Here is a 20,887-nt window from a genome sequence, read left to right as displayed (position 1 = left end):
CCCACTGGAACTAGTCCTCCGCGCTGGCGTCGTCGAAGCCGATCAGGTTCCAGCTCTGGCGCATATGCGGCGGCATCGGTGCGGTGACGTCGATGAAACCCTTGTCGGGATGCGGGATGACGATGCGGCGCGCGTGCAGATGCAAGCGGTTCTGCATGCCGCCGGGAAAATCCCAATTGGTATCGGCCTCGAAATATTTGGGATCGCCGATGATCGGGCAGCCGATGTGAGCGGCATGGACGCGAAGCTGGTGAGTGCGGCCGGTATAGGGTTCCATCTCCAGCCAGGACAGGGTCTGCGCCGCCTGCTCGACGATCCGGTAATAAGACACTGCGTGGTCGGCGCCCTTTTCGCCATGCTTGGCGACGCGCACGCGGTCGCCGTCGGGCGTCGGTTCCTTGATCAGCCAAGTCGAGATCTTGTCCTCGCGCTTCGGCGGCACGCCCTTGACCAGCGCCCAATAGGTCTTCTTGGTCTCACGCGCCCGGAACGCCTCGGCAAGCTTCATGGCGGCGAGCCTGGTGCGGGCGACGACCAGCACGCCTGACGTGTCGCGGTCGAGCCGGTGCACCAGACGCGGTTTCTCGCCCTTCTGGCTGCGCCAGGCTTCCAGCATGTCGTCGACATTGCGGGTGACACCTGAGCCACCCTGGACGGCCAGGCCGGCCGGCTTGTTGAAGACAAACACTTTTGGATCTTCATGGATCAGCATCCTGGCCAGAACGTCGGCGTCGCCCTGGTTGCGGATCGAGTGACCGGTGAGCGGGCTCTCGCCCTTCTTGTCCACTTCGAGCGGTGGGATGCGAACCGTCTGGCCCGGCTCGACGCGGGTATCGGCCTTAACCCTGCCGCCATCGACACGGATCTGGCCGGAGCGCAGCAGTTTTTGCAGATGGCCGAAGCCAAGGCCCGGAAAATGGGTCTTGAACCAGCGGTCGAGCCGCATGCCCGCCTCGCCGGCCTCCACCGTGATCTGTTCTACGCCTGCCATTGTCTCGTTTTTACCCGTTTCCAGCGCATGACCTGAAATCGATCTTCGGAAAGGGTCATGCGCAAATCAAAAAGCTACAGCGTCCTTGGCGCGCCCTGAGGGGCACGCGGCGCTGCAAGCGGGGGCAATAGCATTAAGGCAGGCTTCTTGCGAGCCAAAGACCCAGAAACAGGGCAATGATCGCGCCAATGAGGCTGGCAAGGGCGTATCCGAACGCCGGCAGCGTCGCGCCGCGCTCCCACAGCGTCGCGAAATCGAGCGAAAAGGCGGAGAAAGTGGTGAAGCCGCCGAGGATGCCGGTGGCGACGAACAGCCGAAGCTCGTTCGATCCGCCGTAGCGCCGCGCCAGGGTCGTGATGAACAGGCCCATGGCAAAGGAGCCGACAATGTTGATCGCCATCGTGCCCCAGGGAAAACTCGGGCCGACAAGACGCAGCGCAACGAAATTGACGACGTGGCGGAGCCCGGCACCAATAGCGCCGCCCGCAGCAACGAGGAGGAGATTGATCATCGCCGTTTACTGCCCTTACAGGGTGGCTCGGTCAATCCCTGCCCCTGAGCGGGAAAGTAGCGCGAGCCTTACTTTTTCCGCTCGCCGCGCAGCTTCGCCCAATAGTCGAGCCGCTTCCTGATATCACGCTCGAAACCGCGCTCGGGCGGATCATAGAATTTACGGCGGCCCATCCTTTCCGGAAAATAATCCTGTCCGGAAAAAGCGTCCGGCTCGTCGTGGTCGTAACGGTAGCCGGCGCCGTAATCTTCTTCCTTCATCAGCTTGGTCGGCGCGTTGAGGATGTGTTTGGGCGGCAGCAATGAGCCGAACTCCTTAGCCGCCTGTGTGGCAGCCTTGAAGGCGGTGTAGACGGCGTTGGATTTGGGCGCGCTGGCGAGATAGACCGTGGCCTCGGCGAAGGCGAGCTCGCCCTCTGGCGAGCCCAGATAGTCGTAGGCATCCTTGGCGGCATTGGCGACGACCAGCGCCTGCGGGTCTGCCAGCCCGATATCCTCCATCGCCATGCGCACCAGGCGGCGGCCGAGATAGAGCGGATCCTCGCCGGCATCGAACATGCGGGCGAGATAATAGAGGGCGGCGTCGGGGTCGGAGCCGCGCACCGATTTGTGCAGCGCCGAGATCAGATTGTAATGGCCGTCCTGGCCCTTGTCGTAGATCGGCGCGCGGCGCTGGACGATGCGCTGCAGGCCTTCGGCGCTGAACACCTCGCCTGACTTGGCGGCGCGCCAGACCTCTTCTGCCAGCGTCAGCGCCGCACGACCATCGCCATCGCTCATGCGGACGAGCATCGCCCTCGCCTCGTCGTCGAGCGGCAGCGCCCTGCCCTCGGTCTCCTCGGCACGGGCCAGCAGCTTGGCGATGCTGTCCTCACCGAGCGAATGGAAGACCAGCACACGGGCGCGGGATAGAAGCGCGGCATTCAGCTCGAAGGACGGGTTTTCGGTGGTGGCGCCAACCAGCACCACGGTGCCGTCTTCCATGACAGGCAGAAAACTGTCCTGCTGGGCCCGGTTGAAGCGATGGATCTCATCGACGAAGAGCAGCGTCTGACGGCCGTTGGTGCGGCGCAGCTTCGCCGCCTCGAACACTTTCTTCAGGTCGGCGACGCCGGAAAACACCGCCGATATCTGTTGGAACGCAAGGCTGGTTTCGCCGGCAAGCAGCCGCGCGACCGTAGTCTTGCCCGTCCCGGGCGGCCCCCAGAAGATCATCGAGCCGAGCGAGCCGGAGCCGATTAGTCGCGTCAGCGCGCCGTCGGGTCCGGTCAGATGCTCCTGGCCGACGACCTCGCTGAGGTTCTGCGGGCGCAGTCGGTCGGCCAGCGGCCTGCCGGGCGGCGCTTTTTCCGGTTCATCGACACTGAACAGATCGGCCATGCACGTCTTTTCGTTGGAGCGCGATCTCGTCCGAAGGATCGACGCTCGGGCTTAGTAACGCAACACCTGGCGCAGTATCTGCCCGCCGCGCTCGACGGTAAAGCGCCACCAGCGCGTCTCCTGCATGGCTGCCTGTTCCAGGGTCGCGGCGGTATCGATGGTCAAGCCGTTTACCTCGCGAACGATGTCGCCCGGCTGGAAGCCGAAACCGGCTGCGGGCGAACCGCGATTGATGTCGATCACCGTAACACCCTTGACGTCCGTGCGGATGCCGAGCCGCTGGGCGAGCCGCGGCGACAGTTCCGCAACCTTGGCACCGGAGAACGGGCTGCGACCGCGCAGCGTCACTTCCGCGAGTTTTGCACCTTCCGGCGCACGCTCCAGCGCGATGTCCATCGCCGCTTGCTGGCCCTTGGTCAGAACGGCGAGGCTGGCATTGGTGCCGATCGACAGCGTCGCCATCCGGTAATCCAGCGCCTCGATACTCTCGACCGGCGTGCCATTGAGCGACAGCACGACGTCACCGGCCTTGAGCCCCGCCTTGGCCGCCGGCCCGGCTTCGTCGACGGACGAAACCAGCGCCCCCGTCGGCGTCTCGAGACCAAGCGATTCGGCGATTTGCGGCGTCACGCGCTCGAATTCGGCGCCGATATACGGCCTCTCGAAGAAGTCGCGCCCGGCCTTGGCCGCATCGGCAAACGCGCGAACCATATTGGAGGGAATAGCAAAGCCGATGCCGATCGAGCCACCGCTGCGGCTGTAGATCGCCGTGTTGATGCCGACCAGTTGGCCACCCATGTTGATCAGCGCACCGCCGGAATTGCCGGGATTGATCGCAGCGTCGGTCTGGATGAAGAAACTGGAATCGGAAACGCCGATGTGGCTGCGGGCAAGTGCCGAAACGATGCCGCTGGTGGTGGTCTGGCCGACACCGAAGGGGTTGCCGATGGCCAACAACAGGTCGCCGACCTCAAGCGCGTCGGAATCGCCGATGGCGACGACCGGAAATGGCTTGTCGGCGGAGATCTTGAGCACGGCGAGGTCAAGCGTCTCGTCCTTGAGCAGCACCTTGCTGTCGAATTCACGCCCGTCCGCGGTGGCGACCTTGACCTGATCGGCGTCCTTGATGACGTGGAAATTGGTGACCACTATGCCTGTCGGGTCGACCAGCACGCCGGAGCCGAGCGAAGACTGCGCGCGCGGCTGCGAACGACCGAAGAACTCTTCGAAGAATGGATCGCCGTCGAAGGGCGACCTCAGCCTGGCCGTTTGCGAGGCATAGACATTGACCACGGCCGGCGCCGTCTGCTTGACCAGCGGCGCAAACGACAGTTGCATCTCCTCGCGGCCGAACGGCACGCGCTTGTCTGGACCGGAGGTGGCATTTTCGCCTTCGGCGCCGCGCAACATGTCGGTCAGCACGTCGGACAGACCGGGATCGGCCTTGGTGTCCTGAGCCAGCGCCTGCCTGGCGGCCGGCACGACTGCCGCCGCCGTCAAGGCGCAGAGTAGAACAAGGGACATCCGTTTTACGCGCATTCCGAATCCTCCGGGGTCGGGCGCCATTGTCCCGACGATTGTGCAAAATGAAAGGCTAAGTCGATGTAATCGAATTATTCTCGAGGAAAAGACATGGGCTTAAATCAAGACAGTCCCCGCAATGCTCCCTACCACGTCCAGAACGCACAAAAGGGCCCGCAGGCCCTTTTGAACTCCTTGAGGGAAAACCGAAGCTTATGCGGCTGCGGCTTCCTCGTCAGTGCCTTCTGCCTCGATGCGGGCACGGTCGCCAGCGCCCTTGGCCGAGGTGTCGCGATCGACGAACTCGATGACCGCCATGGCGGCATTGTCGCCGTGGCGAAAGCCCGCCTTCATGATGCGCAGATAGCCGCCGTTGCGGGTGGCGTAGCGCGGCGCGATCGTGTCGAATAAGCGCTTGACGACGCCTTCATTGCCGATCTGGGCAATCACCTGGCGGCGGGCATGCAGGTCGCCGCGCTTGCCTAGCGTCACCAGCTTCTCGACGATCGGACGCAGATCCTTCGCCTTCGGCAAGGTGGTGAGGATCTGCTCATGCTCGATGAGCGACACGGCAAGATTGGCAAACATCGACTTGCGGTGGCTTATGCTGCGGGCGAACCGGCGGCCTTTAAATCCGTGGCGCATGGCTCTTCTCCTGGTGTTGTGGGCGGTTGGCCCGGCTGTTTCGTTTTGTGAATGGTCAATAGTGAATGGTGAATGGAAGGGCTCTACCTCTCCGAAGTCGCCGACCGACGACCATTCACCATTTCACCATTCTCAATTCACCGGTCAGTATTGATCTTCGTAACGCTTGGCGAGGTCTTCGATGTTTTCCGGCGGCCAATCCGGCACTTCCATGCCGAGGTGCAGGCCCATCGCCGCCAGGACTTCCTTGATCTCGTTCAGCGACTTGCGGCCGAAGTTCGGGGTGCGCAGCATCTCGGCCTCGGTCTTCTGGATCAAGTCGCCGATATAGACGATGTTGTCGTTCTTCAGGCAGTTGGCCGAACGCACCGAAAGCTCGAGTTCGTCGACCTTCTTGAGCAGCGCCGGGTTGAAGGCAAGCTCGGTCACCTGCTCGGCGGCGACTTCCTTCTGCGGCTCGTCGAAATTGACGAACAGGCCAAGCTGGTCCTGCAGGATGCGGGCGGCGAAAGCCACTGCGTCCTCGCCCGAGATCGAACCGTCGGTATCGATCGTCATGGTCAGCTTGTCGTAGTCGAGAACCTGGCCCTCGCGGGTGTTCTCGACCTTGTAGGAGACCTTCTTGACCGGCGAGTAGAGGCTGTCGACCGGGATGAGGCCGATCGGCGCGTCTTCGGCGCGATTGCGGTCGGCCGGAACGTAGCCCTTGCCGGTATCGACGGTGAACTCCATGCGGATTTCTGCGCCCTCGTCCAGCGTGCAGATGACGTGGTCGGGATTGAGGATCTCGACGTCGCCGACCGTCTGGATGTCGCCGGCCAGAACAGCGCCCGGTCCCTGCTTGCGCACGACCATGCGCTTGGGGCCGTCGCCTTCCATGCGGATGGCGATTTCCTTGATATTCAAGACGATATCGGTCACGTCCTCGCGCACGCCGGCGATGGACGAGAATTCATGCAGAACACCGTCGATCTGCACGGCGGTCACCGCCGCGCCACGCAGCGAAGACAGAAGCACGCGACGCAGCGCGTTGCCGAGGGTCAGGCCAAAGCCGCGCTCGAGCGGCTCGGCGACCAGCGTGGTCAGCGTCTTCTTCTTCGAAGAGAACTCGATCTTGTTCGGCTTGATCAGTTCCTGCCAATTTTTCTGGATCATGATGCTTTCCTTCCGTTGACCCGCCACCATCCAATCGTGGCGGGCGACCTGGAATGCCGTGGAGGAACGCTCCTGGCGTTCGCGCGGCGTTCGGTAATTTTTTCCCTAAAGCGCGTAGCGCTTCAGGTCTCTGTTCTTATGCCTGTCGTTGCCCCAAATCGCTGCGCTCTCGGTTCAGGCCCGAGGCAATGCTTGGGCGACAATCTTTAGACGCGGCGCTTCTTGCGCGGGCGGCAGCCATTGTGCGGGATCGGCGTCACATCACGGATCGAGGTGATGGTGAAGCCGGCTGCCTGCAATGCGCGCAGCGCCGATTCACGACCTGAGCCGGGTCCGCAGACCTCGACCTCAAGCATGCGCATGCCGTGTTCCTGGGCCTTCTTGGCAACGTCCTCGGCAGCCATCTGGGCAGCGAACGGGGTCGACTTGCGAGACCCCTTGAAGCCCTGGGCTCCCGCCGACGACCAGGCAATCGAATTGCCCTGCGCGTCGGTGATGGTGATCATCGTGTTGTTGAAGGTCGAGTTGACGTGGGCAACGCCCGACGAGATATTCTTGCGTTCGCGACGGCGAACACGTGTGGCTTCCTTGGCCATGATGGTCCTTTCAGTTGATCTCTACACCGCCGTAATGCCAGCGGCTCCACCAGGGAGAAGGCAGTAGGGGAATACGGCAGTAGGGCAGTATGTCTGCCGATCCTATTGCCTTACTGCCCTACTCCCGTACTGCCCTAAATTACTTCTTCTTGCCGGCGATCGACTTGGCCGGACCCTTGCGGGTGCGCGCATTGGTATGCGTGCGCTGGCCGCGAACCGGCAGCGAGCGGCGATGACGCAGGCCGCGATAGCAGCCGAGGTCCATGAGCCGCTTGATGTTCATCGATACTTCGCGGCGCAGATCGCCCTCGACCTGGTAGTCACGGTCGATCGTCTCGCGGATCTGCAGCACTTCCGCGTCGGTCAGCTGGTTGACGCGACGCTCGGCCGGGATGCCGACCTTGTCGACGATCTCCTGGGCGAAGCTCTTGCCAATGCCGTGAATGTACTGAAGCGCAATGACGACGCGCTTGTTGGTCGGAATGTTGACGCCGGCTATACGAGCCATGTTCTTCTCTTCTCCATGTGGGCCGGACAAGCCGGCGCTGTCAAAGTTGCCCCGCGTCCGGTGGAGGCCGGCCCATGCGGGAGTTTCCAGTTCAACGAGGCTGCCTTGCCCTTGCGGGCAAGCAAGCCTCATGCCTGATAGGAAGACGGGCCGCCATACCCCAGCGAACCGCTCCAGTCAAGCGCAATCGTTTATTTTCCGTACGCAGACCCTTGCGCCGCCACTGGGGTCGCAGCCGTGAGCACCGCTTCGATCTGTCGCGTCACCGCATCGATGTCGGCCATGCCGTCGACACCTCTCAGCTTGCCCTTGGCATAGTAGTAGCCGATCAGCGGCGACGTCTTCTTGTAGTACTCCTTCAGGCGCTCTTCGAACACCGCCGGATTGTCGTCCTTGCGCACCGGCAGACCCGCGGCCTTGGCCTCTTCGGCGCGCTTGCCGATTCGGCCAACCAGCGCCTTGTCGTCGACGACAAGTTCGATGACGGCGTCGAGAGTGAGTCGGCGAGCCGAGAGCATCGATTCAACCGCGTCCGCCTGCACCAGGGTTCGCGGATATCCGTCAAGGATGAATCCCCTTGCGCAATCGGCCTGATCGATACGCTCGGCGACGATAGCGTTGACGATGGCGTCGGAAACCAGTTCGCCAGCGTCCATCACCGCCTTGGCCCGTTTGCCGACTTCGGTGCCGGCCTGGACAGCAGCGCGCAGCATATCGCCCGTCGAGAGTTGGGGTATGCCGTATTTTTCTACCAGTCTTTGTGCTTGTGTCCCCTTGCCCGCCCCTGGCGGCCCAAGCAATATCAACCTCATCTGGCCTTCTTCCCCCCGCGCAGCTTCGACTTCTTGATCAGGCCCTCATACTGGTGCGCGATCAGGTGACCCTGAATTTGCGCCACCGTGTCGAGCGTTACACTGACCACGATCAGAAGCGATGTGCCACCGAGGTAGAATGGTACGCCAGTCGCTGAAATCAGGAACTCGGGCAGCAGACACACCAGCACCAGATAAATGGCGCCGACGACAGTTATGCGGGTAAGGACATAGTCGATGTAATCCGCGGTGCGCTCGCCGGGACGGTAGCCCGGAATGAAACCCGAATGCTTCTTGAGCTGGTCGGCGGTGTCCTTCGGGTTAAAGACGATCGCCGTATAGAAGAAGGCGAAAAACACGATCATCGCCGCATAGAACGCCATGTAGAGCGGCTGGCCATGACCGAGTGCCGCCAGGACGGTGCTGGCCCAGGCTGGCATGTTGGTCGTCTGCGAGAAGCCGGCGACCGTCGCCGGCAGCAACAGCAGCGAAGAGGCGAAGATCGGCGGAATGACGCCGGCCGTGTTGAGCTTGAGCGGCAGGTGCGAGGTGTCGCCCTGGAACATGCGGTTGCCGACCTGGCGCTTGGGATACTGGATCAGCAAGCGCCGCTGGGCGCGCTCGAAGAACACGATCAGCGCGATGACGACGACGGCAAGAACGATGATCGCCAGGATCAGGCCGGTCGACAGCGCGCCGGTGCGGCCAAGTTCCAGCGTACCGGAGATGGCTTGCGGCAGGCCAGCGACGATGCCGGCAAAGATGATCAGCGAAATGCCGTTGCCGATGCCGCGGGCGGTGATCTGCTCGCCGAGCCACATCAGGAACATGGTGCCGCCGACCAGCGTGATGACGGTCGAGATGCGGAAGAACATGCCGGGATCGCTGACGATGCCGCTGCCGCCTTCCAGCCCGACCGCAATGCCGTAGGCCTGGACCAGCGCCAAAAGCACGGTGCCGTAGCGAGTATACTGGTTGATGACCTTGCGGCCCTGCTCGCCTTCCTTCTTCAGCGACTCCAGTGACGGGATGACGGAGGTCATCAGCTGCATGATGATGGAAGCGGAGATATAGGGCATGATGCCGAGGGCAAAGATCGCCATGCGCTCGACGGCGCCGCCGGCGAACATGTTGAACATGCCAAGCACGCCCTTGCTTTGCGACGAGAAGGCCTGGGCGAAAGCGTCGGGATTGATGCCGGGCAGCGGGATATAGGTGCCGAGGCGGTACACGAGCAGCGCGCCAACTGTGAACCAGATGCGCTTCTTCAGATCCTCCGCCTTGGCGAAGGCCGAGAAATTCAGATTCGAGGCTAGTTGTTCAGCAGCCGAAGCCATGCCTGATTCTCCGCTTGGTCACGCTCGATGGCCCGCAACTCAGGCGGCGCGTGTCACCGAAGCTCACGAGATAAGCTCCGGACTGCAAACATGCAAGCGGCCGCGTTGACGCGGCCGCCATATTGATCGGATCAAAGCGCAATCAAAAGCAAAACGTGTCCCGCTCTTGCCGATCGCGCTTCAAATCGCCATTACTCGGCTGCTGCCTTTTCCGGCAGCTTCACCGAACCGCCGGCCTTTTCGATCTTCTCGACGGCAGCCTTGGAGGCGCCGGCCACGTCGAAGGCAAGCTTCGACTTGATCTCGCCGTCGGAGAGGATGCGCACGCCGTCCTTGACGCGGCGGATGACGCCGGCCGCGACCAGCGCTTCGGCGGTCACGGTCGTCTTGGCGTCGAGCTTCTTGGCATCGAGCGCAGCCTGGATGCGGGCCAGCGACACGACGGCAAAGCTCTTGGCGAAGATGTTGTTGAAGCCACGCTTCGGCAAGCGCCGGTAGAGCGGCATCTGGCCACCCTCGAAGCCGTTGACGGCGACGCCGGAGCGCGCCTTCTGGCCCTTGACGCCGCGACCGGCGGTCTTGCCCGAGCCGGAACCGATGCCGCGGCCGAGACGCTTCCTGGAATGCGTCGCGCCGTCCTTGTCACGCAGATCGTTGAGTTTCATCTGAGTTCTCCTGCGCTCTGGTTCAGCCCTCGTCCACGACGCGGACGAGATGCTGGACGGCAGCGATCATGCCGCGCACGGAGGGGGTGTCCTCCAGCGTGCGCTGCTTGTGCATCTTGTTGAGGCCGAGGCCGACCAGCGTCGCGCGCTGCTCCTTCGGCCGGCGGATCGGCGAACCGATCTGCTCGACGGTGATGGTCTTGGTTGCTTTCTTGGCCATGGTCAATATCCCTGGTCAGCGTCGACTATTCTTCGGCCGCAACGGCGGTGCCGCGGCGGGCCTGAAGGGTCGAATACTTGATGCCACGCGCGGCAGCCACATCCTTGGGATGCATCTGGCTCTTCAGCGCGTCGAAGGTGGCGCGAACCATGTTGTAGGGGTTCGATGAACCCATCGACTTGGCGACCACGTCATGCATGCCGAGCGTCTCGAAGACGGCGCGCATCGGGCCGCCGGCGATGATGCCGGTACCCTGCTTGGCAGCGCGCAGCAGAACGCGTCCGGCACCCCAGCGTCCTTCGACGTCGTGATGCAGCGTACGGCCCGAGCGCAGCGGCACGAAGATCATGTCGCGCTTGGCCGATTCGGTCGCCTTGCGGATCGCCTCTGGCACTTCGCGCGCCTTGCCGTGACCGAAGCCGACACGGCCCTTCTGGTCGCCGACGACGACGAGTGCTGCAAAGCCGAAGCGCCGGCCGCCCTTGACGACCTTGGCGACGCGGTTGATGTGGACGAGCTTGTCCACCATGCCGTCGTCGCGCTCTTCGCGATCACGGCCGCGGCCGCCATCCCTACGTTCCTGTGCCATATCCTGTTCCTTGTTTTTTTCCGGAAGCACGGTTGATGATGATATCCGGCACCGCTGTGGGTTGCCGGGGGCGAAATTCATTTTTCCCTTCGCATGATCTTATCCAAAAAGTCTGCAACTTTTTGCTGCGCTGACCTCCGGTTCGGGATCATGCTTTAGAAGCTCAAGCCACCTTCACGGGCGGCCTCGGCCAGCGCCTTGACGCGGCCGTGATAGATGTATGGTCCGCGGTCGAAGACGACTTCCTTGACGCCGGCTTTCGAAGCGCGCTCGGCAATCAGCTTGCCGATTGCCACAGCGGCGGCAGTGTCGGCACCGGTCTTGAGCGAACCCTTGAGGTCCTTCTCCAGCGTCGAGGCGGCAGCGATGGTGTGGCCCTTGGCGTCGTCGATGACCTGGACGTAGATGTTCTTCGACGTGCGGTGGACCGACAGACGCGGACGCTCGCCGGCGACCTTCTTGATCTGGCGGCGGACGCGCTGAGCGCGGCGTTGGGTGGAGTCTTTCGAGCCCATGATATCAGTTCCTTGCCTTCAAAAAACGGGGGCAACCCTGTGCGGTAGGGCAAGCCTCCCGCGACCGCTCCCCGCGGCGTTGATTTGCAGTGAATGGTGAATGGAAAAATGGTGAAAGGTAGAAACCAGGTGCCGCCCGGCTCCTGCTCTATCCTTCTGCCATTTTACCATTCACCGTTCACCATTGACGAAACTACTTCTTCTTGCCTTCCTTGCGGACGATCTTCTCGCCAGCGTAACGGACGCCCTTGCCCTTGTACGGCTCGGGACCGCGATATTCGCGGATCTCGGCAGCAACCTGACCGACCTTCTGCTTGTCGATGCCGGTCACGGTGATTTCCGTCGGCTTCGGCACGGTGATGGTGATGTCCTGCGGCGTTTCGTAGACGACGTCATGGCTGAAGCCGAGCGCCAGCTGCAGGTTCTTGCCCTGCATGGCGGCGCGATAGCCAACGCCGGTGATCTCGAGCTTCTTTTCGAAACCGTCCTTGACGCCCTGCAGGATGTTGACGATCTGCGTGCGCGACATGCCCCATTTGGAACGGGCGGTCTTGGTCTGGTCGCGTGGCTGGACAGCGATCTCGCTGCCTTCCATCTTGACCAGCACTTCGTCGTTGACCACGAACTTCAGCTCACCCTTGGGGCCCTTCGCCGTGACGGTCTGGCCGTCGACGGTCGCGGTCACGCCCTGCGGCAGCGAAACGGGTTTCTTTCCAATACGAGACATTTTGTTGTCCTCGTCACTTCTCTTGTTTCAGGTCTCTGTTTCGAGCGTGATCTTGTCCGAATCCGGGTTCCACGTTTCACTGCGTGGTTCGGTTCGGGATCGCGCTCCAGATCAGAAGATCTGGCAGAGGATTTCCCCGCCGACATTCTGTTCACGCGCTTCGTGGTCGGCCATCACGCCCTTCGGCGTCGAAAGGATGGCGATGCCGAGGCCGTTGGCGACGTGCGGGATCGACTTCGCCGAAACGTAAACGCGACGGCCCGGCTTCGAGACGCGGGCGATTTCGCGCACCACCGGCGCTCCGTCGAAATACTTCAGCTCGATCTCGATTTCGGACTTGCCGTTGTCGAAGTCGGTCTGGCTGTAGTCGCGGATATAGCCTTCCGCCTTCAGCACGTCGAGGACGCGGGTGCGCAGGCGCGAGGCCGGCGTCGAAACGCTCGACTTCTTGCGGCCATAGGCGTTGCGGATGCGGGTCAGCATATCGCCGAGAGGATCGCTCAATGACATGTTATGTCCTCCTTACCAGCTCGACTTGACCAGGCCCGGGATCTGGCCGTTATTGCCGAGATCACGAAGCGCGATGCGCGATACTTTGAGCTTGCGATAATAGGCACGCGGACGTCCGGTGACTTCACAGCGGTTGCGGATGCGGATCTTGGCCGAGTTGCGCGGCAGTGCCGCAAGCTTCAGCTGAGCGCGGAAGCGCTCTTCCATCGGCTTGGACTGATCCATGATGATCGCCTTGAGGACCTTACGCTTGGCAGCGTACTGGTCCACAAGCTTGCGGCGCCTGTTGTTCTTCTCGACTGAGCTGGTCTTTGCCATTTCAGATTTTTCCTTTTCTCGCTGCCGTTACTGGCGGAAGGGGAAGTTGAAGGCCTTGAGCAATGCCCTGGCTTCGTCGTCCGTCTTCGCAGTCGTACAAACGATGACGTCCATGCCCCAGATCTGATCAACCTTGTCGTAGTTGATCTCCGGGAACACGATGTGTTCCTTGATGCCCATGGCATAGTTGCCACGGCCATCGAAGCTCTTCGGATTGAGTCCGCGGAAGTCGCGGACGCGCGGCAGCGCGATGTTCACGAGGCGGTCGAGGAACTCGTACATGCGTTCCTTGCGCAGCGTGACCTTGGCGCCGATCGGCATCTTTTCGCGGACCTTGAAGCCGGCGATCGAGTTGCGCGCGTGCGTGACGACGGCCTTCTGGCCGGCGATCAGCGCAAGATCTTCCGCCGCGATCGAAGGCTTCTTCGAATCGCCGGTCGCTTCGCCGACGCCCATGTTCAGCACGATCTTGTCGATGCGCGGAACCTGCATCTCGTTCTCGTAGCCGAACTGCTCCTGCAGCGCCTTGCGGATGGTCTCGTTGTAGACCTGCTTGAGGCGCGGCGTGTTCTGGGCAGTCGCCTGCTTGGTTTGAGCCTTAGCCATTGATGACTTCTCCCGAGCGCTTGGCGACGCGCACCTTCTTGCCGTCCTTCTGGAAGATGAAGCCGACACGGGTCGGCTTGCCATCCTTGGGGTCGGCCAGCGCGATGTTCGACAGCTGGATCGGCGCTTCCTTGGTGATGATCCCGCCCTCTTGGGACTGGGACTGCTTCTGGTGACGACGGATCATGTTGACGCCGCGCACCAGCGCGGTGTCTTCCTTCGGCTGTACCGAGAGGACTTCGCCCGAACGGCCCTTGTCCTTGCCGGCCAGCACGACGACCTTGTCGCCTTTTCTAATCTTCTGCATTGGTCCGGCTCCTTACAGCACTTCAGGCGCGAGCGAGATGATCTTCATGTGGTTCTTGGCGCGGAGTTCGCGCGGAACCGGTCCAAAGATACGCGTGCCGATCGGCTCTTTCTTGTTGTCGACGAGAACGGCCGCGTTCTTGTCGAAACGGATCACGCTGCCGTCCGGGCGGCGGATGTCCTTGGCCGTGCGAACCACGACCGCCTTCATCACATCGCCCTTCTTGACGCGGCCGCGCGGGATGGCTTCCTTGATCGACACCACGATGATGTCGCCGACGGAAGCGTATTTCCGCTTCGAGCCGCCCAGCACCTTGATGCACATGACACGACGGGCGCCGGAATTATCCGCGACGTCGAGGTTTGTTTGCATCTGAATCATGACTGGCCGCCTTCTTCTCTTCTAACGGGACGGGCGCAAAGCCCCTCCCCGGTCTGTCCAAAATTCGTTGTTTACGCCTGGTCCGAAGACACGACGGTCCAGCGCTTGTCCTTGGAAATCGGCTTCGATTCCTGGATGAACACCTGATCGCCGACCTTGTGGGCGTTGTTCTCGTCGTGCGCCTTGTACTTCTTGGTCATGCGCACGGTCTTCTTCATCACGGGATGCGTGAAGCGCCGTTCGACCTTGACGACAACCGTCTTCTCGTTTTTGTCGCTGACGACGGTGCCCTGCAGAATGCGCTTTGGCATGGTTTTCGTCCTTAAGCCTTCTTAGCCGCGGATTTTTCCGCAGCGATGGTCTTGATACGCGCAATGTCCTTGCGGACCTGCCTCACGCGCGCGGTCTTCTCGAGCTGGCCGGTGGCCTTCTGGAAGCGCAGGTTGAACTGCTCCTTCTTCAGGCTGGCCAACTCGTCGGTCAGCTGGTCCTGGGTCTTGGTCCGGATGTCTTCGGCTTTCATGATCAACCCGTCCTTATTCTGCGATGCGCTGTACGAAGCGCGTCCTGACCGAGAGCTTGGCCGCGCCGAGACGCAGCGCCTCACGGGCGGTTTCCTCATTGACGCCGTCGATCTCGAACATGATCCGGCCAGGCTTGACGCGCGCCGCCCAGTAATCGACCGCGCCCTTGCCCTTGCCCATGCGGACTTCGGTCGGCTTCGACGTCACCGGCACGTCCGGGAAGATACGGATCCAGACGCGGCCGGCGCGCTTCATCTCGCGGGTGATCGCGCGGCGGGCCGCCTCGATCTCACGCGCAGTGACGCGGTTCGGCTCAAGCGCCTTCAGCCCGAAACCACCGAAATCCAGATTGGTGCCACCCTTGGCGGCACCGTGGATACGACCCTTGAACTGCTTGCGGAACTTTGTGCGCTTTGGCTGCAGCATCGTTCTAACTCCAAATTCTCAACTGTCTCAGGCGTTTTCGCGACGGCGACCGCGTTCGCGCTCACCACCACCGCCATGCGCATGATCGCCCTCGGTGGCGCGGCGCTCCGAAGCCATCGGGTCGTGCTCGAGGATTTCGCCCTTGAACACCCAGACCTTGACACCGCAGATGCCGTAGGCGGTGTGTGCTTCGGCCGTGCCGTAGTCGACGTCGGCGCGCAGCGTATGCAGCGGCACGCGACCTTCGCGATACCATTCCATGCGCGCGATCTCGGCGCCGCCGAGACGGCCGGCGCAGTTGATGCGGATGCCTTCGGCACCGAGGCGCATCGCCGACTGCACGGCGCGCTTCATGGCGCGGCGGAACGCGATACGGCGCTCGAGCTGCTGGGCGATCGACTGGGCGACCAGCGTCGCGTCGATCTCCGGCTTACGCACTTCGACGATGTTCAAATGCGTCTCGGACTTCGTCATCTCCATCAGCTTCCTACGAAGCTTCTCGATGTCGGCGCCCTTCTTGCCGATGATCAGGCCCGGACGCGCCGCATGGATGGTGACGCGGCACTTCTTGTGCGGACGCTCGATCACGACCTTAGAAATCGCAGCCTGCTTGAGTTCCTTCTCAAGATACTTGCGGATCTTGATGTCCTCGTGCAGCAGCTTGCCGTATTCGCCGGTGTTGGCGAACCAGCGCGAATCCCAGGTGCGGTTGATGCCGAGACGCAGACCGATCGGATTGATTTTCTGGCCCATTATGCGGCCTCCACTTTTTCTTCGACTTCACGAACGACGATCGTGAGGTGCGAGAACGGCTTCTCGATACGGCTGGCGCGGCCACGGCCACGGGCATGGAACCGCTTCATGACGATCGACTTGCCGACATAGGCTTCCGCCACGATCAGCGCATCGACGTCGAGGTCGTGGTTGTTTTCCGCGTTGGCGATCGCCGATTCCAGCGTCTTCTTGACCGTGCCGGAAATCCGCTTGGCCGAGAATTCGAGATCGGAAAGCGCTGTCGCGACCTTCTTGCCGCGGATCAGCGCGGCAACCAGGTTCAGCTTCTGCGGGCTGATACGGATCGTGCGCAACACGGCGCGCGCTTCGTTGTCAGCAAGCCTGCGCGGAGCTTTGGCCTTGCCCATGATTATTTCCTCTTCGCCTTCTTATCCGCGCCGTGACCGTAATAGGTCCGGGTCGGAGCGAATTCACCGAACTTGTGGCCGACCATGTCCTCGTTCACCGAAACGGGAACGTGCTTCTGGCCGTTGTAAACACCGAAGGTGAAGCCGACGAACTGCGGCAGGATGGTGGAGCGACGGCTCCACATCTTGATCACCTCATTGCGACCACCTTCACGAACCTTGTCTACCTTCTTGAGAAGGTAGCCGTCGATGAAGGGGCCTTTCCAAATCGAACGAGTCACTTGGCGTTACCTCTTCTTAGCTCTTGCGCTGATGGCGCGAGCGCAGGATGAACTTGTCGGTCGCCTTATTGGACCGCGTCTTCTTGCCCTTGGTCGGCTTGCCCCAAGGCGAAACCGGATGGCGGCCACCCGAGGTGCGGCCTTCGCCGCCGCCGTGCGGATGGTCGACCGGGTTCATGGTCACGCCGCGGTTGTGCGGACGTTTTCCCCGCCACACCGTGCGGCCTGCCTTGCCGTCATTGATGTTGCCGTGGTCCGGGTTGGACACGGCGCCGACAGTGGCCATGCACGAGCCGTGGACGACACGCTGCTCGCCTGAGTTGAGGCGCAGGATCGCCATGCCCTGGTCACGGCCGACGAGCTGGGCATAACCGCCAGCCGAACGGGCAACCTGGGCACCTTTGCCCGGCTTCAGCTCGATGTTGTGGACGATCGTGCCGACCGGCATCGAGGCCAGCGGCATCGCATTGCCCGGCTTCACGTCGACCGCTTCGCCGGCCACGATCTTGTCGCCGGCAGCAAGGCGCTGCGGAGCGATGATGTAGGACAGCTCGCCATCGTCATACTTGATCAGCGCGATGAAGGCGCTGCGGTTCGGATCGTATTCGATACGCTCGACCGTGCCGACAATGTCGAACTTGCGGCGCTTGAAGTCTATGATGCGGTACGTACGCTTGTGACCGCCGCCGATGAAGCGGGCCGTGATGCGGCCGTAATTGTTGCGGCCGCCCGATTTGGTCAGGCCCTGGGTCAGGCCCTTGACGGGCTTGCCTTTGTAGAGGCCCGAGCGGTCGACGATGACCAGCTGACGGGTGCTCGGCGTTATCGGGTTGAATTTTTTCAGTGCCATGTCTGTTGTCCTCGCGGTCTTGCTCAGAGACCCGTCGCGACGTCGATCGACTGGCCGTCGGCCAGCGTCACAATCGCCTTCTTGACGTCGCTCTGGCGGCCGATCGTGCCGCGGAAGCGCTTGATCTTGCCCTTGCGGACAAGCGTGTTCACGGCCATCACCTTGACGCCGAACAGCGCTTCGACGGCAGCCTTGATTTCCGGCTTCGACGCCTTCTTGGCGACGTTGAAGACGACCTGGTTCTGCTCGGAAGCCATGGTCGACTTTTCGGTGATCGCCGGCGAGACGATCACGTCGTAGTGACGAAGGTCGGTCATTTGAAGCGCTCCTCGAGAGCCTCGACGGCGGCCTTCGAAAGGACCAGCGTGCCGCGGCGCAGAATGTCGTAGACGTTGATGCCCTGGATGGGCAGCACGTCGATGTTCGGGATGTTCGTCGCCGCCAGCTTGAAATTCTTGTCGAGCTCGGCGCCGCCGATCAGCAGGGCGTTGGACAGGCCCAGCGTCGCGAAATTCGCGATCAGCGCCTTGGTCTTGGCCTCGGTCAGCATCAGCTCATCGATGATGATGAGCGAGGCGCTCTTGGCCTTGGCCGAGAGAGCATGCTTGAGGCCCAGCGCACGCACCTTCTTCGGCAAATCGTGCTCATGGCTGCGGACGACCGGGCCGTGGGCCTTGCCGCCGCCGCGGAACTGCGGAGCGCGTGCCGAATGGTGACGGGCGCGGCCCGTACCCTTCTGCTTGTACATCTTGGCGCCGGTGCGGGCGATCTCGGCGCGACCCTTGGTCTTGTGCGTGCCCTGCTGCTTCTTGGCAAGCTGCCAGCGCACGACGCGCTGCAGGATGTCCTCGCGCGGATCAAGGCCGAAAATCTCCTCGGAGAGTTTCACCTTGCCGGCGTCCTTGCCGCCAAGCGTTGTGATCTTGAGGTCCATTATTCCGCTCCCTCTGTGGCCGGGGCATCTACTGTGGCCGGGGCATCGTTCTTGGCGCCACCATTGGTTGCAATGGCGCGGATTGCGGCGGGCTTCGGCGCATTGGCCGGCAGCGCAACCTTGGCTGCGTCACGGACAAGGATCCAGGCGCCCTTCGAACCGGGAACCGCGCCGCGGATCAGGATCAGACCGCGATCGGCATCGGTCGAGACGACCTCGACATTCTGCGTGGTGACGCGGGTGTCACCCATGTGGCCGGCCATATGCTTGCCCTTGAACACCTTGCCCGGGTCCTGGCGCTGGCCGGTCGAGCCGTGCGTACGGTGCGAGACCGAGTTGCCGTGGGTCGCGCGGCCGCCGCCCATGTGGTGCCGCTTGATGACGCCCTGGAAACCCTTGCCGATCGTGGTTCCCGTCACATCGACCTTCTGGCCGACGACGAAATGATCGACGGTGATCTCGGCGCCGACATCGATCATGTTGTCGGCGGAGACGCGGAACTCGGCAACCTTGGCCTTCGGCTCGACGGAAGCGGTCGCGAAATGGCCGCGCATCGCCTTCGACGTGTTCTTCACCTTGGCAAGGCCAACGCCGAGCTGGACGGCGGTATAGCCGTTCTTCTCCTGCGTGCGCTGCGCCACGACCTGGCAGTTCTCCATCTGGAGAACGGTGACGGGAACATGTTCCCCGGCATCGTTGTAGATGCGGGTCATTCCCACCTTCTTTGCAATCACACCTGAACGCATCGGTTCATTCCTTTAGAGTTCCCTGTCGGGGCTGTCGCCCCTCCACGCCTCTTGTTCCTTCAGAGTTCCCTGTCGGGGCTGTCGCCCCTCCACGCCTCTTGTTCCTTCAGAGTTCCGGGTCGCCCCGCCGCTCTGGTTCCTTAGAGCTTGATCTCGACGTCGACACCGGCAGCAAGATCGAGCTTCATCAAAGCGTCGACCGTCTGCGGGGTCGGATCGACGATGTCGAGCAGACGCTTGTGCGTGCGCATCTCGAACTGCTCGCGGCTCTTCTTGTCGACGTGAGGCGACCGGTTGACCGTGAACTTTTCGATCCGCGTCGGCAGCGGAATGGGGCCGCGGACGTTGGCGCCGGTGCGCTTGGCCGTCGACACGATTTCCCGCGTCGAGGCGTCAAGCACCCGGTGATCAAACGCCTTCAGGCGGATGCGGATATTCTGTCCGTTCATGCGTCACTTCCTTGTTCTGGCGCGGCGCGGGCAGCGCCCGCGACAGATCGGTTTAAGTCCAAATTACTCTTTGATGGTGACGACGATGCCGGCACCGACGGTGCGGCCGCCTTCACGGATGGCGAAGCGCAGCTTCTCTTCCATGGCGATCGGCACGATCAGCTCGACATCGACGGTGATGTTGTCGCCCGGCATCACCATCTCGGTGCCTTCCGGCAGCGACACGATGCCGGTCACGTCGGTCGTGCGGAAGTAGAACTGCGGCCGGTAGTTGGTGAAGAACGGCGTGTGACGGCCGCCCTCGTCCTTGGTCAGGATGTAGGCTTCGGCGACGAACTTCTTGTGCGGCTTGACCGTGCCCGGCTTGGCCAGAACCTGGCCGCGCTCGACACCTTCACGGTCGACACCGCGCAGCAGCGCGCCGATGTTGTCGCCGGCCTGGCCCTGGTCGAGCAGCTTGCGGAACATCTCGACGCCGGTGCAGGTCGTCTTGGTGGTCGGACGGATGCCGACGATCTCAAGCTCCTCGCCGACCTTGACCACGCCGCGCTCGACGCGGCCGGTCACAACCGTGCCGCGGCCGGAGATCGAGAACACGTCCTCGATCGGCATCAGGAACGGCTTGTCGAGCGGGCGAACCGGCGTCGGGATGTAGTCGTCGACCGCAGCCATCAGTTCGCGGATCGAATCCTCGCCGATCTTCTTGTCGGAATCTTCGAGTGCCGCAAGTGCCGAACCCTTGACGATCGGAATGTCGTCGCCGGGGAACTCGTTCTTGGTCAGGAGCTCGCGCACCTCGAGCTCGACCAGTTCGAGCAGCTCGGCGTCGTCGACCTGGTCGACCTTGTTCAAGAACACCACGATCGACGGCACGCCGACCTGGCGGGCCAGCAGGATGTGCTCGCGGGTCTGCGGCATCGGGCCGTCGGCGGCCGACACAACCAGGATCGCGCCGTCCATCTGCGCAGCACCGGTGATCATGTTCTTGACGTAGTCGGCGTGGCCGGGGCAGTCGACATGGGCGTAGTGGCGGTTGGCCGTCTCGTATTCGACATGCGCCGTCGAGATGGTGATGCCGCGCGCCTTCTCCTCGGGCGCCGCATCGATCTGGTCGTAGCGCTTGTATTCGCCAAAATACTTGGTGATCGCCGCCGTCAGCGACGTCTTGCCATGATCGACATGGCCAATCGTGCCGATGTTCACATGAGGCTTTGTACGCTCGAATTTACCTTTTGCCATGTG

General features: G+C 62.3%; 32 protein-coding genes. All 32 read right to left on the bottom strand.

Features of this window, described 5'->3' with window-relative positions:
• Window positions 1-10 precede the first annotated feature (10 nt).
• Window positions 11-991, bottom strand: a complete 981-nt coding sequence (locus AC0L3O_RS28725) for an RluA family pseudouridine synthase (RefSeq protein ID WP_473617292.1) — start codon at window positions 989-991, stop codon at window positions 11-13.
• Window positions 992-1,124: 133 nt separating this feature from the next.
• Window positions 1,125-1,502 (bottom strand): fluoride efflux transporter CrcB, encoded by a 378-nt coding sequence (gene crcB, locus AC0L3O_RS28720; protein WP_128169094.1) that lies wholly within the window; start codon window positions 1,500-1,502, stop codon window positions 1,125-1,127.
• Window positions 1,503-1,570: 68 nt separating this feature from the next.
• Window positions 1,571-2,881 (bottom strand): replication-associated recombination protein A, encoded by a 1,311-nt coding sequence (locus tag AC0L3O_RS28715; RefSeq protein WP_473617291.1) that lies wholly within the window; start codon window positions 2,879-2,881, stop codon window positions 1,571-1,573.
• A 51-nt stretch (window positions 2,882-2,932) separates the two neighbouring features.
• Complete coding sequence (locus AC0L3O_RS28710; RefSeq protein WP_473617289.1) at window positions 2,933-4,420, bottom strand: DegQ family serine endoprotease; 1,488 nt, start codon at window positions 4,418-4,420, stop codon at window positions 2,933-2,935.
• A 195-nt stretch (window positions 4,421-4,615) separates the two neighbouring features.
• The gene (rplQ, locus tag AC0L3O_RS28705) at window positions 4,616-5,047 is read right to left on the bottom strand and encodes a 50S ribosomal protein L17 (protein ID WP_023799277.1); all 432 of its coding nucleotides are present in this window, start codon (window positions 5,045-5,047) and stop codon (window positions 4,616-4,618) included.
• A gap of 144 nt (window positions 5,048-5,191) precedes the next feature.
• Entirely contained in the window at window positions 5,192-6,202 is a 1,011-nt protein-coding gene (locus AC0L3O_RS28700) for a DNA-directed RNA polymerase subunit alpha (protein WP_023799278.1), read from the bottom strand.
• Between the two features lie 206 nt (window positions 6,203-6,408).
• The gene (gene rpsK / locus AC0L3O_RS28695) at window positions 6,409-6,798 is read right to left on the bottom strand and encodes a 30S ribosomal protein S11 (RefSeq protein WP_023799279.1); all 390 of its coding nucleotides are present in this window, start codon (window positions 6,796-6,798) and stop codon (window positions 6,409-6,411) included.
• A 139-nt stretch (window positions 6,799-6,937) separates the two neighbouring features.
• The gene (gene rpsM, locus AC0L3O_RS28690; protein WP_023799280.1) at window positions 6,938-7,306 is read right to left on the bottom strand and encodes a 30S ribosomal protein S13; all 369 of its coding nucleotides are present in this window, start codon (window positions 7,304-7,306) and stop codon (window positions 6,938-6,940) included.
• A 191-nt stretch (window positions 7,307-7,497) separates the two neighbouring features.
• Window positions 7,498-8,118 carry an adenylate kinase gene (locus AC0L3O_RS28685; RefSeq protein WP_287230426.1) on the bottom strand — a complete coding sequence of 207 codons (621 nt, stop codon included), beginning with the start codon at window positions 8,116-8,118 and terminating at the stop codon, window positions 7,498-7,500.
• The gene (gene secY / locus AC0L3O_RS28680) at window positions 8,115-9,455 is read right to left on the bottom strand and encodes a preprotein translocase subunit SecY (RefSeq protein WP_023799282.1); all 1,341 of its coding nucleotides are present in this window, start codon (window positions 9,453-9,455) and stop codon (window positions 8,115-8,117) included. The genes AC0L3O_RS28685 and secY overlap by 4 nt, the downstream gene beginning before the upstream one ends.
• 191 nt (window positions 9,456-9,646) lie before the next feature.
• A complete protein-coding gene (gene rplO, locus AC0L3O_RS28675) occupies window positions 9,647-10,120 on the bottom strand; it encodes a 50S ribosomal protein L15 (protein WP_023799283.1) in 474 nt (157 codons plus the stop codon).
• Window positions 10,121-10,142: 22 nt separating this feature from the next.
• Complete coding sequence (rpmD, locus tag AC0L3O_RS28670; RefSeq protein ID WP_006205449.1) at window positions 10,143-10,340, bottom strand: 50S ribosomal protein L30; 198 nt, start codon at window positions 10,338-10,340, stop codon at window positions 10,143-10,145.
• 25 nt (window positions 10,341-10,365) lie between these two features.
• Window positions 10,366-10,929, bottom strand: a complete 564-nt coding sequence (gene rpsE / locus AC0L3O_RS28665; protein WP_006333394.1) for a 30S ribosomal protein S5 — start codon at window positions 10,927-10,929, stop codon at window positions 10,366-10,368.
• A gap of 155 nt (window positions 10,930-11,084) precedes the next feature.
• Window positions 11,085-11,444 carry a 50S ribosomal protein L18 gene (rplR, locus tag AC0L3O_RS28660; protein ID WP_023799284.1) on the bottom strand — a complete coding sequence of 120 codons (360 nt, stop codon included), beginning with the start codon at window positions 11,442-11,444 and terminating at the stop codon, window positions 11,085-11,087.
• Window positions 11,445-11,637: 193 nt separating this feature from the next.
• The gene (rplF, locus tag AC0L3O_RS28655) at window positions 11,638-12,171 is read right to left on the bottom strand and encodes a 50S ribosomal protein L6 (RefSeq protein ID WP_023799285.1); all 534 of its coding nucleotides are present in this window, start codon (window positions 12,169-12,171) and stop codon (window positions 11,638-11,640) included.
• A gap of 111 nt (window positions 12,172-12,282) precedes the next feature.
• Window positions 12,283-12,681 carry a 30S ribosomal protein S8 gene (gene rpsH / locus AC0L3O_RS28650; protein WP_006205453.1) on the bottom strand — a complete coding sequence of 133 codons (399 nt, stop codon included), beginning with the start codon at window positions 12,679-12,681 and terminating at the stop codon, window positions 12,283-12,285.
• Window positions 12,682-12,693: 12 nt separating this feature from the next.
• The gene (gene rpsN / locus AC0L3O_RS28645) at window positions 12,694-12,999 is read right to left on the bottom strand and encodes a 30S ribosomal protein S14 (protein WP_023799286.1); all 306 of its coding nucleotides are present in this window, start codon (window positions 12,997-12,999) and stop codon (window positions 12,694-12,696) included.
• Window positions 13,000-13,026: 27 nt separating this feature from the next.
• Window positions 13,027-13,605 carry a 50S ribosomal protein L5 gene (rplE, locus tag AC0L3O_RS28640; protein WP_023799287.1) on the bottom strand — a complete coding sequence of 193 codons (579 nt, stop codon included), beginning with the start codon at window positions 13,603-13,605 and terminating at the stop codon, window positions 13,027-13,029.
• Window positions 13,598-13,912 carry a 50S ribosomal protein L24 gene (gene rplX, locus AC0L3O_RS28635; protein WP_013531428.1) on the bottom strand — a complete coding sequence of 105 codons (315 nt, stop codon included), beginning with the start codon at window positions 13,910-13,912 and terminating at the stop codon, window positions 13,598-13,600. The genes rplE and rplX overlap by 8 nt, the downstream gene beginning before the upstream one ends.
• Before the next feature lie 12 nt (window positions 13,913-13,924).
• A complete protein-coding gene (rplN, locus tag AC0L3O_RS28630) occupies window positions 13,925-14,293 on the bottom strand; it encodes a 50S ribosomal protein L14 (RefSeq protein WP_006205457.1) in 369 nt (122 codons plus the stop codon).
• Between the two features lie 71 nt (window positions 14,294-14,364).
• The gene (rpsQ, locus tag AC0L3O_RS28625) at window positions 14,365-14,604 is read right to left on the bottom strand and encodes a 30S ribosomal protein S17 (RefSeq protein WP_023799288.1); all 240 of its coding nucleotides are present in this window, start codon (window positions 14,602-14,604) and stop codon (window positions 14,365-14,367) included.
• Window positions 14,605-14,615: 11 nt separating this feature from the next.
• The gene (rpmC, locus tag AC0L3O_RS28620) at window positions 14,616-14,816 is read right to left on the bottom strand and encodes a 50S ribosomal protein L29 (RefSeq protein ID WP_023799289.1); all 201 of its coding nucleotides are present in this window, start codon (window positions 14,814-14,816) and stop codon (window positions 14,616-14,618) included.
• A gap of 13 nt (window positions 14,817-14,829) precedes the next feature.
• Window positions 14,830-15,243, bottom strand: coding sequence for a 50S ribosomal protein L16 (rplP, locus tag AC0L3O_RS28615; RefSeq protein ID WP_023799290.1), 414 nt, complete (start codon window positions 15,241-15,243; stop codon window positions 14,830-14,832).
• A gap of 27 nt (window positions 15,244-15,270) precedes the next feature.
• Window positions 15,271-15,996 carry a 30S ribosomal protein S3 gene (gene rpsC / locus AC0L3O_RS28610; RefSeq protein ID WP_023799291.1) on the bottom strand — a complete coding sequence of 242 codons (726 nt, stop codon included), beginning with the start codon at window positions 15,994-15,996 and terminating at the stop codon, window positions 15,271-15,273.
• The gene (rplV, locus tag AC0L3O_RS28605) at window positions 15,996-16,385 is read right to left on the bottom strand and encodes a 50S ribosomal protein L22 (protein WP_023799292.1); all 390 of its coding nucleotides are present in this window, start codon (window positions 16,383-16,385) and stop codon (window positions 15,996-15,998) included. Before rplV ends, rpsC begins: the two co-directional genes overlap by 1 nt.
• A 2-nt stretch (window positions 16,386-16,387) precedes the next feature.
• On the bottom strand, window positions 16,388-16,666 hold the full coding sequence (rpsS, locus tag AC0L3O_RS28600) for a 30S ribosomal protein S19 (RefSeq protein WP_006205463.1): 279 nt from the start codon (window positions 16,664-16,666) through the stop codon (window positions 16,388-16,390).
• Window positions 16,667-16,682: 16 nt separating this feature from the next.
• Window positions 16,683-17,516, bottom strand: a complete 834-nt coding sequence (gene rplB, locus AC0L3O_RS28595) for a 50S ribosomal protein L2 (protein ID WP_027154041.1) — start codon at window positions 17,514-17,516, stop codon at window positions 16,683-16,685.
• A 23-nt stretch (window positions 17,517-17,539) separates the two neighbouring features.
• Complete coding sequence (locus AC0L3O_RS28590) at window positions 17,540-17,833, bottom strand: 50S ribosomal protein L23 (RefSeq protein ID WP_010909275.1); 294 nt, start codon at window positions 17,831-17,833, stop codon at window positions 17,540-17,542.
• A complete protein-coding gene (rplD, locus tag AC0L3O_RS28585; RefSeq protein ID WP_027154042.1) occupies window positions 17,830-18,450 on the bottom strand; it encodes a 50S ribosomal protein L4 in 621 nt (206 codons plus the stop codon). The genes AC0L3O_RS28590 and rplD overlap by 4 nt, the downstream gene beginning before the upstream one ends.
• Complete coding sequence (gene rplC / locus AC0L3O_RS28580) at window positions 18,450-19,196, bottom strand: 50S ribosomal protein L3 (RefSeq protein WP_027154043.1); 747 nt, start codon at window positions 19,194-19,196, stop codon at window positions 18,450-18,452. Before rplC ends, rplD begins: the two co-directional genes overlap by 1 nt.
• Before the next feature lie 140 nt (window positions 19,197-19,336).
• A complete protein-coding gene (rpsJ, locus tag AC0L3O_RS28575; protein ID WP_006205468.1) occupies window positions 19,337-19,645 on the bottom strand; it encodes a 30S ribosomal protein S10 in 309 nt (102 codons plus the stop codon).
• 63 nt (window positions 19,646-19,708) lie between these two features.
• On the bottom strand, window positions 19,709-20,884 hold the full coding sequence (gene tuf / locus AC0L3O_RS28570) for an elongation factor Tu (RefSeq protein ID WP_091591201.1): 1,176 nt from the start codon (window positions 20,882-20,884) through the stop codon (window positions 19,709-19,711).
• Window positions 20,885-20,887: the final 3 nt, after the last annotated feature.

This window comes from Mesorhizobium sp. WSM4810, assembly GCF_055811235.1.
Note: the sequence above shows the minus strand (reverse complement) of the source record. Positions and strands in the feature narration are given on the sequence as shown.

What these genes read in the sequence shown, in the direction of transcription:
- AC0L3O_RS28715 (WP_473617291.1), bottom strand. Translation starts at nt 2,881, where the DNA reads ATGGCCGATCTGTTCAGTGTCGATGAACCGGAAAAAGCGCCGCCCGGC.
- rplN (WP_006205457.1), bottom strand. Translation starts at nt 14,293, where the DNA reads ATGATTCAGATGCAAACAAACCTCGACGTCGCGGATAATTCCGGCGCC.
- rplP (WP_023799290.1), bottom strand. Translation starts at nt 15,243, where the DNA reads ATGCTGCAGCCAAAGCGCACAAAGTTCCGCAAGCAGTTCAAGGGTCGT.
- AC0L3O_RS28710 (WP_473617289.1), bottom strand. Translation starts at nt 4,420, where the DNA reads ATGCGCGTAAAACGGATGTCCCTTGTTCTACTCTGCGCCTTGACGGCG.
- rplF (WP_023799285.1), bottom strand. Translation starts at nt 12,171, where the DNA reads ATGTCTCGTATTGGAAAGAAACCCGTTTCGCTGCCGCAGGGCGTGACC.
- rpsQ (WP_023799288.1), bottom strand. Translation starts at nt 14,604, where the DNA reads ATGCCAAAGCGCATTCTGCAGGGCACCGTCGTCAGCGACAAAAACGAG.
- rplR (WP_023799284.1), bottom strand. Translation starts at nt 11,444, where the DNA reads ATGGGCTCGAAAGACTCCACCCAACGCCGCGCTCAGCGCGTCCGCCGC.
- AC0L3O_RS28725 (WP_473617292.1), bottom strand. Translation starts at nt 991, where the DNA reads ATGGCAGGCGTAGAACAGATCACGGTGGAGGCCGGCGAGGCGGGCATG.
- rplB (WP_027154041.1), bottom strand. Translation starts at nt 17,516, where the DNA reads ATGGCACTGAAAAAATTCAACCCGATAACGCCGAGCACCCGTCAGCTG.
- rpsN (WP_023799286.1), bottom strand. Translation starts at nt 12,999, where the DNA reads ATGGCAAAGACCAGCTCAGTCGAGAAGAACAACAGGCGCCGCAAGCTT.
- rpsJ (WP_006205468.1), bottom strand. Translation starts at nt 19,645, where the DNA reads ATGAACGGACAGAATATCCGCATCCGCCTGAAGGCGTTTGATCACCGG.
- tuf (WP_091591201.1), bottom strand. Translation starts at nt 20,884, where the DNA reads ATGGCAAAAGGTAAATTCGAGCGTACAAAGCCTCATGTGAACATCGGC.
- rpsM (WP_023799280.1), bottom strand. Translation starts at nt 7,306, where the DNA reads ATGGCTCGTATAGCCGGCGTCAACATTCCGACCAACAAGCGCGTCGTC.
- rplE (WP_023799287.1), bottom strand. Translation starts at nt 13,605, where the DNA reads ATGGCTAAGGCTCAAACCAAGCAGGCGACTGCCCAGAACACGCCGCGC.
- rpsK (WP_023799279.1), bottom strand. Translation starts at nt 6,798, where the DNA reads ATGGCCAAGGAAGCCACACGTGTTCGCCGTCGCGAACGCAAGAATATC.
- rpsC (WP_023799291.1), bottom strand. Translation starts at nt 15,996, where the DNA reads ATGGGCCAGAAAATCAATCCGATCGGTCTGCGTCTCGGCATCAACCGC.
- rplD (WP_027154042.1), bottom strand. Translation starts at nt 18,450, where the DNA reads ATGGACCTCAAGATCACAACGCTTGGCGGCAAGGACGCCGGCAAGGTG.
- AC0L3O_RS28685 (WP_287230426.1), bottom strand. Translation starts at nt 8,118, where the DNA reads ATGAGGTTGATATTGCTTGGGCCGCCAGGGGCGGGCAAGGGGACACAA.
- AC0L3O_RS28700 (WP_023799278.1), bottom strand. Translation starts at nt 6,202, where the DNA reads ATGATCCAGAAAAATTGGCAGGAACTGATCAAGCCGAACAAGATCGAG.
- rplO (WP_023799283.1), bottom strand. Translation starts at nt 10,120, where the DNA reads ATGAAACTCAACGATCTGCGTGACAAGGACGGCGCGACGCATTCCAGG.
- rplX (WP_013531428.1), bottom strand. Translation starts at nt 13,912, where the DNA reads ATGCAGAAGATTAGAAAAGGCGACAAGGTCGTCGTGCTGGCCGGCAAG.
- rpsE (WP_006333394.1), bottom strand. Translation starts at nt 10,929, where the DNA reads ATGGCACAGGAACGTAGGGATGGCGGCCGCGGCCGTGATCGCGAAGAG.
- rplC (WP_027154043.1), bottom strand. Translation starts at nt 19,196, where the DNA reads ATGCGTTCAGGTGTGATTGCAAAGAAGGTGGGAATGACCCGCATCTAC.
- rpmC (WP_023799289.1), bottom strand. Translation starts at nt 14,816, where the DNA reads ATGAAAGCCGAAGACATCCGGACCAAGACCCAGGACCAGCTGACCGAC.
- rpmD (WP_006205449.1), bottom strand. Translation starts at nt 10,340, where the DNA reads ATGGCCAAGAAAGCAACCAAGACCATCACCGTCGAGCAGATCGGTTCG.
- secY (WP_023799282.1), bottom strand. Translation starts at nt 9,455, where the DNA reads ATGGCTTCGGCTGCTGAACAACTAGCCTCGAATCTGAATTTCTCGGCC.
- rpsH (WP_006205453.1), bottom strand. Translation starts at nt 12,681, where the DNA reads ATGTCATTGAGCGATCCTCTCGGCGATATGCTGACCCGCATCCGCAAC.
- rplQ (WP_023799277.1), bottom strand. Translation starts at nt 5,047, where the DNA reads ATGCGCCACGGATTTAAAGGCCGCCGGTTCGCCCGCAGCATAAGCCAC.
- AC0L3O_RS28590 (WP_010909275.1), bottom strand. Translation starts at nt 17,833, where the DNA reads ATGACCGACCTTCGTCACTACGACGTGATCGTCTCGCCGGCGATCACC.
- rplV (WP_023799292.1), bottom strand. Translation starts at nt 16,385, where the DNA reads ATGGGCAAGGCCAAAGCTCCGCGCAGGCTTGCTGACAACGAAGCGCGC.
- crcB (WP_128169094.1), bottom strand. Translation starts at nt 1,502, where the DNA reads ATGATCAATCTCCTCCTCGTTGCTGCGGGCGGCGCTATTGGTGCCGGG.